This window comes from Methylobacterium sp. WL116, assembly GCF_008039455.1.
In the GTDB taxonomy this organism is placed as follows: Bacteria; Pseudomonadota; Alphaproteobacteria; order Rhizobiales; family Beijerinckiaceae; genus Methylobacterium.
In genome coordinates this window covers 1-8,413 of the sequence record NZ_VRUV01000174.1, presented here as the reverse complement: position 1 = coordinate 8,413, position 8,413 = coordinate 1, and the positions used below count along the sequence as shown (strand labels likewise).

The 8,413-nt window shown below is 70.3% G+C and carries 8 protein-coding genes; 7 read left to right on the top strand and 1 reads right to left on the bottom strand.

Features of this window, described 5'->3' with window-relative positions:
• Positions 1-338: 338 nt before the first annotated feature.
• The 5 genes from FV223_RS14080 (at position 339) to FV223_RS14060 (ending at position 4,615) form a co-directional block, all read left to right on the top strand.
• The gene (locus FV223_RS14080) at positions 339-587 is read left to right on the top strand and encodes a hypothetical protein (RefSeq protein ID WP_147727629.1); all 249 of its coding nucleotides are present in this window, start codon (positions 339-341) and stop codon (positions 585-587) included.
• Between the two features lie 148 nt (positions 588-735).
• Entirely contained in the window at positions 736-1,728 is a 993-nt protein-coding gene (locus FV223_RS14075) for a sulfate ABC transporter substrate-binding protein (RefSeq protein ID WP_243985829.1), read from the top strand.
• Between the two features lie 125 nt (positions 1,729-1,853).
• Positions 1,854-2,708: a sulfate ABC transporter permease subunit CysT gene (gene cysT / locus FV223_RS14070; protein ID WP_147727628.1), complete on the top strand. Its 855-nt coding sequence runs from the start codon at positions 1,854-1,856 to the stop codon at positions 2,706-2,708.
• Positions 2,701-3,573 carry a sulfate ABC transporter permease subunit CysW gene (cysW, locus tag FV223_RS14065; protein ID WP_147727627.1) on the top strand — a complete coding sequence of 291 codons (873 nt, stop codon included), beginning with the start codon at positions 2,701-2,703 and terminating at the stop codon, positions 3,571-3,573. Before cysT ends, cysW begins: the two co-directional genes overlap by 8 nt.
• Before the next feature lie 16 nt (positions 3,574-3,589).
• The gene (locus tag FV223_RS14060) at positions 3,590-4,615 is read left to right on the top strand and encodes a sulfate/molybdate ABC transporter ATP-binding protein (RefSeq protein ID WP_281406275.1); all 1,026 of its coding nucleotides are present in this window, start codon (positions 3,590-3,592) and stop codon (positions 4,613-4,615) included.
• A 238-nt stretch (positions 4,616-4,853) separates the two neighbouring features.
• Here the strand turns inward: FV223_RS14060 and FV223_RS14055 are convergent, their stop codons facing one another.
• Positions 4,854-6,329, bottom strand: coding sequence for an amino acid permease (locus tag FV223_RS14055; RefSeq protein WP_147727626.1), 1,476 nt, complete (start codon positions 6,327-6,329; stop codon positions 4,854-4,856).
• Between the two features lie 266 nt (positions 6,330-6,595).
• Between FV223_RS14055 and FV223_RS14050 the strand changes: the two genes are divergently transcribed.
• Both FV223_RS14050 and FV223_RS14045 read left to right on the top strand, forming a co-directional pair.
• Positions 6,596-7,396, top strand: a complete 801-nt coding sequence (locus FV223_RS14050) for an alpha/beta hydrolase (RefSeq protein ID WP_187274955.1) — start codon at positions 6,596-6,598, stop codon at positions 7,394-7,396.
• A 4-nt stretch (positions 7,397-7,400) separates the two neighbouring features.
• Positions 7,401-8,413 (top strand): PAS domain-containing hybrid sensor histidine kinase/response regulator (locus FV223_RS14045; protein ID WP_147727625.1); only part of this gene is annotated, 1,013 nt, incomplete at its 3' end.

Genomic DNA, 8,413 nt, shown 5'->3' with positions numbered 1-8,413 from the left:
CGCGCAGGCGGGCGCCGAGGCCGAAGAAGCCGGACGCCGCCGTCAGGGCCCCGCCGATCGCTGTCATCGTCATGCCGCACCCCGTTCGCGAACCGATCGTTAACGATGGTGTGGGGAAAGCGTTGCACACGCAAGGCGTGCACGTTCGGACGCGCCGTCGGCGCTTGCCTGCGGCTCCGCGGTGACGTGGCCGGCCTGCATCGCCGGCGGGACTTTTCGCGCTTCGCCGGCGGCCCCGCCCCCGGCGATCCCTGGTTCGAGGCCGTGGCCGAAGCGCTGGCCGAGGCGGGATACCTCGACAGCTAGGGCGTCCGCGGCCTCGCGGTTCCTCCGCGTCCATGCATGCCTGGACGGGATCGCGGCTGCGCCGTCGCCTGTCCGTCATCGCCTCGCAGGCGCGGCACCGTTCGGCCCGAGACGCTAAAACGTTCGTTCTAAGAAACGGGCCGGTCACCGCAAATATCTTCTTCGGATGGGACGGTTCGGAGAAGATCCGGTTTTTCGCGTGTGAAATACCAGCGGGCTCGGCAAGCGATGGCGCATCGAAGCGCCGTGTTCCGGTCGTGCAGCGCCGCTCGACCAGTTGACAACGTTCTGTAAAAAGAACGAAAACCCGGTCTCTTCGTAGGGGATACGGGCCGAGGCCGGCGCGCATCCCGCGGTGATGACCGGAGGATCGGCGTGAGCGAGCGGCACGGAACACGGCGGACGGGGCGGATCGGGCGGCGGGCGGCCTTGGCGGGGCTGTGCCTGGCCGGCGGCCTGCTCACGGTGGTCGGCGCGCACGCCGAGACGGCCCTGCTCAACGTCTCGTACGATCCGACGCGCGAGCTCTACCGCGACATCAACGCGGCCTTCGCCGAGGACTGGAAGGCCAGGACCGGGGAGACCGTGACGGTGCGCGCCTCGCATGGCGGCTCGGGCTCGCAGGCCCGCACGGTGATCGACGGGGTCGACGCCGACGTGGTGACGCTGGGCATCCCCTCCGACATCGACGCGATCGCCAAGCTCACCAAGCGCATCCCCGAGGATTGGCGCGGCAAGCAGCCGAATGCCGGCCTGCCCTACACCTCGACGGTGGTGTTCCTCGTGCGCAAGGGCAACCCGAAGGGCGTCAAGGACTGGGGCGACCTCGCCAAGCCCGACATCAAGGTCATCACCCCGAACCCCAAGACCTCGGCCGGCGGGCGCTGGAACTTCCTCGCCGCCTGGGGCTACGCCTACAACCAGGACAAGGACGCGGCCAAGGCCGACGCCTTCGTCGGCACCGTCTACAAGAACGTGCCGGTGCTCGACACCGGCGCCCGCGGCTCCACCGTCACCTTCGCCCAGCGGGGCCTGGGCGACGTGCTGCCGACCTGGGAGAACGAGGCCTACCTCGTGCTCCAGGAGTTCGGCGCCGACAAGTTCGACATCGTCGTGCCGCCGACCTCGATCTACGCCGAGCCGCCGGTGGCGCTGGTCGACGCCAACGTCGACCGCAAGGGCACCCGCAAGCAGGCCGAGGCCTACCTGGCCTTCCTCTACACCGACAAGGCGCAGGCGATCTTCGCCAAGCACCATTACCGCCCGTTCAAGCCCGCCGCGGCGGCCGAGGCCGACCTCAAGCAGCTGCCGGACATCAAGCTGTTCAAGATCGAGGATCTCCAGGGCAACTGGGACGAGATCCAGAAGCGGAACTTCGACACCGGCGGCCTGTTCGACCAGCTGAGCCGCCAGGGGCGGTAGCGCCGACCGACCCCCTCTCCCTATCCGGGCAGCCGATCCCGGGCAGGCCCGAGGTCGCCGGGAGAAGGGACCCGCGATCGGGCCGGCCGCGTCGACCGATCCGAACGTTTCTCGAGAGACTTCCCATGGTCGCCCCACCCCGCCCGAAGCGGCGCTTCCGACAAGCCAGCGTGATCCCCGGCTTCGGGCTCACCTTCGGCTACACGCTGACCTGCCTCGGGCTGGTGGTGCTGCTGCCGCTGGCCGCCCTCGTCGCCAAGGCCTCGGGCCTCGGCCTCTCGGGGATCTGGTACGTCGCCACCGACCCGCGCGTGGCCAGCGCCCTCAGGATCAGCTTCGGCGTGTCGCTGCTCGCCGCGCTCACCGCCTCGGTGTTCGGCTTCCTCGTCGCCTGGGTGCTGACCCGCTACCGCTTCCCGGGCCGCAAGCTCGTCGACGCCGTGGTCGACCTGCCCTTCGCCCTGCCGACCGCGGTGGCGGGCATCGCGCTGGCCTCGCTCTATGCCCCGAACGGCCTCGTCGGCGCGCAGCTGGCGCGGCTCGGCATCCAGGCGGCCTACACGCCGGTCGGCATCTTCATCGCCATGGTGTTCATCGGCCTGCCGTTCGCCGTGCGCACCGTGCAGCCGCTGATCGCCGAGATCGACAAGGAGGTCGAGGAGGCCTCCGCGACGCTGGGCGCCACCCGGTGGACGACGCTGATCAAGGTGGTGCTGCCGCCGCTGATCCCGGCGGTGCTCACCGGCTTCGCGCTGGCCTTCGCCCGCGGCGTCGGCGAGTACGGCTCGATCATCTTCATCGCCGGCAACCTGCCCTACGTCTCCGAGATCGCGCCGCTGCTGATCGTCATCAAGCTCTCGGAGTTCGATTACGGGGGCGCGGCCGCCATCGCCACGATCATGCTCGGGATCTCGTTCCTGACCCTGCTGGCGATCAACCTGATCCAGGCCTGGAGCCGCCGGAGGTTCGGTTATGTCTGATCTGAGCCTGACGGCCGCGCCGGCGCAGGAGGAGGCCGCCAGCGAGGGCCGCCTCGTGCGCGGGCTGCTGATCGGCACCGCGGTGGTGTTCCTGGCGCTGTTCCTGGTGCTGCCGCTGTTCACGGTGTTCGCCCAGGCGCTCTCCCGCGGCGTGGGCGCCTATCTCGAGGCCTTCTCCGAGCCCGACGCCTGGACCGCGATCCGCCTGACGCTGACGGTGGCGGCGATCGCCGTGCCGTTCAACCTCGTCTTCGGGGTCGCAGCCGCCTGGGCCATCGCCAAGTTCGAGTTTCCCGGCAAGAGCCTGCTGATCACGCTGATCGACCTGCCGTTCTCGGTCTCGCCGGTGGTCTCGGGGCTGATCTACGTGCTGCTGTTCGGGAGCCGCGGCCTGTTCGGCGGCTGGCTGCAGGACCACGGCATCCAGATCCTGTTCGCGCTGCCCGGCATCGTGCTGGCGACGGTGTTCGTCACCTTCCCGTTCGTCGCCCGCGAGCTGATCCCGCTGATGCAGGAGCAGGGCAACGCCGAGGAGGAGGCGGCGCTGACGCTCGGCGCCACCGGCCTCCACACCTTCCGCACGGTGACGCTCCCCAACATCCGCTGGGGCCTGCTCTACAGCGTGCTTCTCTGCAACGCCCGCGCCATGGGCGAGTTCGGCGCGGTCTCGGTGGTGTCCGGGCATATCCGCGGCCTGACCAACACCATCCCGCTCCACGTGGAGATCCTCTACAATGAGTACAATTTCGTCGCCGCCTTCGCCGTCGCTTCGCTCCTTGCCGGACTCGCCCTTGTCACCCTCGCCCTCAAATCCCTCCTCGAATGGCGCTACGGGGCGGAGCTCGGGTCGCGGGCACGGCATTAACGCGAACTCGACCGCGATCCGCGTCGAAGGCCTGTCGAAGACCTTCGACACGGCCGCCGTGCTGCACGACTTCAACCTCGACGTGCGCGCGGGCGAGCTGCTCGGCCTGCTCGGCCCCTCGGGCTCGGGCAAGACGACGCTGCTGCGCATCATCGCCGGGCTCGACACGCCGGACCGCGGCCGCATCCTGTTTGGCGGCGACGACGCCACCTTCCTGCCGGTGCAGCAGCGCGCGGTCGGGTTCGTGTTCCAGCACTACGCGCTGTTCAAGCACATGAGCGTGGCCGACAACATCGCCTACGGGCTGAACGCGCGAAAGCGCGCGGAGCGGCCGCCGGCGCAGGAGATCAAGCGCCGCGTCGGCGAGCTGCTCGACCTGATCCGGCTGTCGGGCTTCGCCGACCGCTATCCCTCGCAGCTCTCGGGCGGCCAGCGCCAGCGCATCGCGCTCGCCCGCGCGCTCGCCGTCGAGCCGCGCGTCCTGCTCCTCGACGAGCCGTTCGGCGCGCTCGACGCGCAGGTCCGCAAGGACCTGCGCCGCTGGCTGCGCGAGATCCACGACCGCACCGGCCAGACCACGATCTTCGTCACCCACGACCAGGACGAGGCGCTGGAGCTCTCCGACCGCGTCGCCGTGCTCGACAAGGGGCGGCTCGAGCAGGTCGGCACCCCGGACGAGGTCCAGGAGAACCCGGCCTCGGCCACCGTGCTGCGCTTCCTCGGCGACGCCATCGAGGTCGAGGCGATCGCCGAGGGCGGCCGGGTCCGCGTCGACGGCAAGCCGACCCCGGTCGCCGCGCCCGCCGGCCTCATCGGCCCGGTGAAGCTGTTCGTGCGGCCCTGGCAGCTCCAGCTGGTGGAGCCCGCCACCGCCCACCTCACCGGCACCGTCCGCTCGTCCTACCGCAGCCAGGGCCGCCAGCGCATCGAGGTCGGCCGCCCCGACGGCGGCCTGCTGATCGTCGAGGATTCCGACGGCGAGCGCTACGCCGCCGGCCGCGAGGTCGGCCTGCGGATCAACGGGGGGTACGTGTTCGGGTAAGCTTCCTCTACGAGGGTACCAGGCTCACGCATCTCTGCCTGACGGTACCGGACGGCTCGTCGGAAGCGGCGCCTGGCCCCTGTCGCGAACAAGCGATCGAATTCCCGCCTCGTTGCCCGCGCTTGCGCCTCCGACGATCCGTGCACGGCGGTGATCGGTCGGCAGATCGATGCGATCTTAGCGCACCGCTTGCCCCGAGGCGTCTGACATCGCGCGATCGGAGCGGCACGGCCGCCCCTCACGCCGTGGTCCCGTCCCGGCGGCGGAGCACCGAGTGCTTGCGGCTGTAGAAGAAGTAGATCGCGAAGCCGATCGCCATCCACACGACGAGCCGCAGCCAGGTGTCGAGGGGCAGGCCCGCCATCAGGAACAGGCAGGACAGGATGCCGAGGATCGGCACCGTCGGCACGCCCGGCACGCGGAACGGCCGGTACATCTCCTTGTCCGAGCGGCGCAGGTAGATCACCGAGCCGCAGACCAGGATGAAGGCGGCGAGCGTGCCGATGCTGACCATCTCGCCGAGGATCCCGATCGGCACCAGCGCCGCCACGATCGCCACCGCCGCGCCGATCAGGATCTGGCTGCGATAGGGCGTCTGGTAGGTCGGGTGCACGTGGGCGAACAGGCGCGGCAGAAGCCCGTCGTTGGCCATGGTGTAGAAGATCCGGCTCTGGCCGTAGAGCAGCACCAGGATCACGGTGGTGAGCCCGGTGAGCGCCCCGAGCTTGATCAGCGCCGAGAACCAGGCGATGCCGATCACGTCGACGCCCTTGGCGATCGGGTCGGGGACGTTGAGGTCCTTGTAGGGCACCACGCCGGTGAGCACCGCGGCGACCAGCACGTAGAGCACCGTGCAGATCGCGAGCGAGCCGAGGATGCCGATCGGCATGTCGCGCTGGGGCGATTTCGCCTCCTGCGCGGCGGTGGAGACCGCGTCGAAGCCGATGAAGGCGAAGAACACCACGCCCGCGCCGCGCAGCACGCCGCTCCACCCGAAATGGCCGAAGCTGCCGTCGTTGTCGGGAATGAACGGGGTCCAGTTGGCCTGCTTGATGTAGCCGTAGCCGAGCACGATGAAGGCCAGCACCACGGTGAGCTTCACCGCCACCATGACGTTGTTGAGCCGGGCCGATTCCTTGGTGCCGCGCACCAGCATCAGCGTGAGCAGCCCGACGATCAGCACCGCCGGCAGGTTCATCAGCGCGGTGGCGTCCGACCCGTCGGCGAGCTTCACCGCGGTGCCGGGCGCGGCGGTGAAGCGGGGCGGGATGACGAGCCCGACATCCTTGAGCAGGCTGACGACGTAGCCGGACCAGCCCACCGCCACGGTGGCCGCGCCCATGGCGTATTCGAGGATCAGGTCCCAGCCGATGATCCAGGCGAAGAACTCGCCCAGCGTCGCGTAGGTGTAGGTGTAGCTCGATCCCGCCACGGGGATGAGCGCGGCCATCTCGGCGTAGCACAGGCCGACGAAGGCGCAGGCGATGCCGCCGGCGACGAAGGACAGCATGATCCCCGGCCCGGCATATTGCGCGGCCGCCGTGCCGGTGAGCACGAAGATGCCCGCGCCGATCACCGCGCCGATGCCCATCGCGATGATCGAGAACAGGCCGAGCGATTTCGAGAGCTGATGCCCGTCGCTCTCGCCCCCGGCGAGGATGTCTTCGACGGTCTTGCGCCCCGTCAGGCCGGAGGGTTGATCCGTGTCAGCCATGGTCGCTCCGATCCGCGCGGCGGCATCCGGCACCATGTCGGGCGGCTCTCGGGGATGCCAGCCGGCGACGCGACTGATCCCCCGGTTTCGCTCGGCCCCCGGTGACGTTCGGCCCGCCCCCGCCCGGCAAGGAGCGTGCCGTCCCGGCGGCGCCTCGGCCGGGCTGTCGAGTTCGTGAGCCCGCCGGCCGGGTTTTACCGGTATCCGGGCCCCGCGCACGGCACGGCGATGCGTGCTAGACCGGTTTTCGGCGGGGGAACGCGGGTTTGTCGGTCGTACAACGGCACAACACGAAGATCGCCGGGGCCGGCGAGACCGCGATGGTCTTCGCCCACGGCTTCGGCTGCGATCAGAACATGTGGCGCTTCGTGGCGCCCGCCTTCGAGGATCGCTACCGGACGGTGCTGTTCGACCATGTCGGCGCCGGCGGCTCGGACCTGTCGGCCTACGACCCGGCGCGGTACGCCACGCTCGACGGCTACGCCGACGACGTGGTCGCGCTCGCCCGCGCCCTCGGCGTGCGGCGCGGCGTCTTCGTCGGCCACTCGGTCAGCGCCATGGTCGGCATCCTCGCCGCGAAGGCGGCGCCCGAGCTGTTCGACACCCTCGTCCTGGTCTGCCCCTCGCCGCGCTACGTCGACGACGCGGAGGACGGCTACGTCGGCGGCTTCACCGCGGCGCAGGTGGAGGAACTGCTCAACTTCCTCGACAGCAACCACATGGGCTGGTCCCAGGCGATGGCCCCGACGATCATGGGCAACGCCGACCGCCCCGAGCTCGGCGCGGAATTGACCAACAGCTTCTGCCGCACTGATCCGGACATCGCCAAGCGCTTCGCCCGGACCACGTTCCTGTCCGACAACCGCGCCGACCTCGAGAACGTCGCCGCCCGCTGCCTGGTGATCCAGTGCGCGGAGGACGTGATCGCCCCCCGGGAGGTCGGCGAGTACGTCCACCGCAACCTGCCGGGCAGCGCGCTCGTCCTGCTCGACGCGACCGGGCATTGCCCGAACCTCAGCGCGCCCGAGGCGACGGTCGCGGCGATCGAGGCGTTCCTCCGAGGGTGATGACGTGGACGAGGCGACGCCCACCTCCGGGGTGCAGGAGGCCGACGACCTCGCCGACCTGTTCGAGAACGCGCCCTGCGGCTACGCCTCGGCCCTGCCGAGCGGGCGCCTGTCGAAGGTCAACCGGACGCTGGCGACCTGGACCGGATACCCGGCCGGCCACCTCGTCGGGCGCCGCTTCCTCGACCTGCTGACCATCGCCGGCAAGATCTACTACGAGACCCATTTCGCGCCGCTGCTGCGGATGCAGGGCTTCTTCAACGAGGTCGCCCTCGACCTCGTGCGCGCGGACGGCCAGACGCTGCCGGTGCTGGTCAACGCGGTGGTCCGCCGGGACGAGGCGGGCGAGATCCGCTTCATCCGGATCACCGTGTTCAACGCCTCCGACCGCCGGCGCTACGAGCGCGACCTGCTCGCGGCGCGGCGCGCCGCCGACGAGGCCACCGCCGCGCTGCGGGAGCTCAACCTCACCCTGGAGACGCGGGTCGCCGAGCGGACGGCCCAGCGCGACCGGGCCTGGCGGCTGTCGCAGGAATTGCTGATCGTGGCGCTGCCGGACGGCACCCTGGAGAGCGTCAACCCGACCTGGGCCGAGCTGCTGGGCTGGCGCGACGACGAGCTGATCGGCCGGTCGTTTGCCGCCTACACCCACCCGGACGACCTCGCCGCGACCCTGGCGGCCTTCGCCGCCATCCTGGAGCGGCCGCTCACGGTTCCGTACGAGTACCGCTTCCGCCACAAGGACGGCTCGTACCGGTCGTTCGCCTGGACCGCCGCGTTCGAGGACGGCCGCGTCTACGCCTCGGGGCGCGACACCACGCTCGAGCGGGAGCAGGCCGACGCCCTGCGCCAGTCGCAGAAGATGGAGGCGGTGGGCCAGCTCACCGGCGGCCTCGCGCACGACTTCAACAACCTGCTCGCGGGCATCGCCGGGTCGCTGGAGATGATGCAGACCCGGATGCGGCAGGGCCGGGTCGAGGACGTCGCGCGCTACATGGCCGCCGCCCAGGGCGCCGC

Bases quoted from the DNA above. Each gene is read 5' to 3' on its own strand.
- cysW (WP_147727627.1), top strand. From the start codon at position 2,701: ATGTCTGATCTGAGCCTGACGGCCGCGCCGGCGCAGGAGGAGGCCGCC.
- FV223_RS14080 (WP_147727629.1), top strand. From the start codon at position 339: ATGCATGCCTGGACGGGATCGCGGCTGCGCCGTCGCCTGTCCGTCATC.
- cysT (WP_147727628.1), top strand. From the start codon at position 1,854: ATGGTCGCCCCACCCCGCCCGAAGCGGCGCTTCCGACAAGCCAGCGTG.
- FV223_RS14055 (WP_147727626.1), bottom strand. From the start codon at position 6,329: ATGGCTGACACGGATCAACCCTCCGGCCTGACGGGGCGCAAGACCGTC.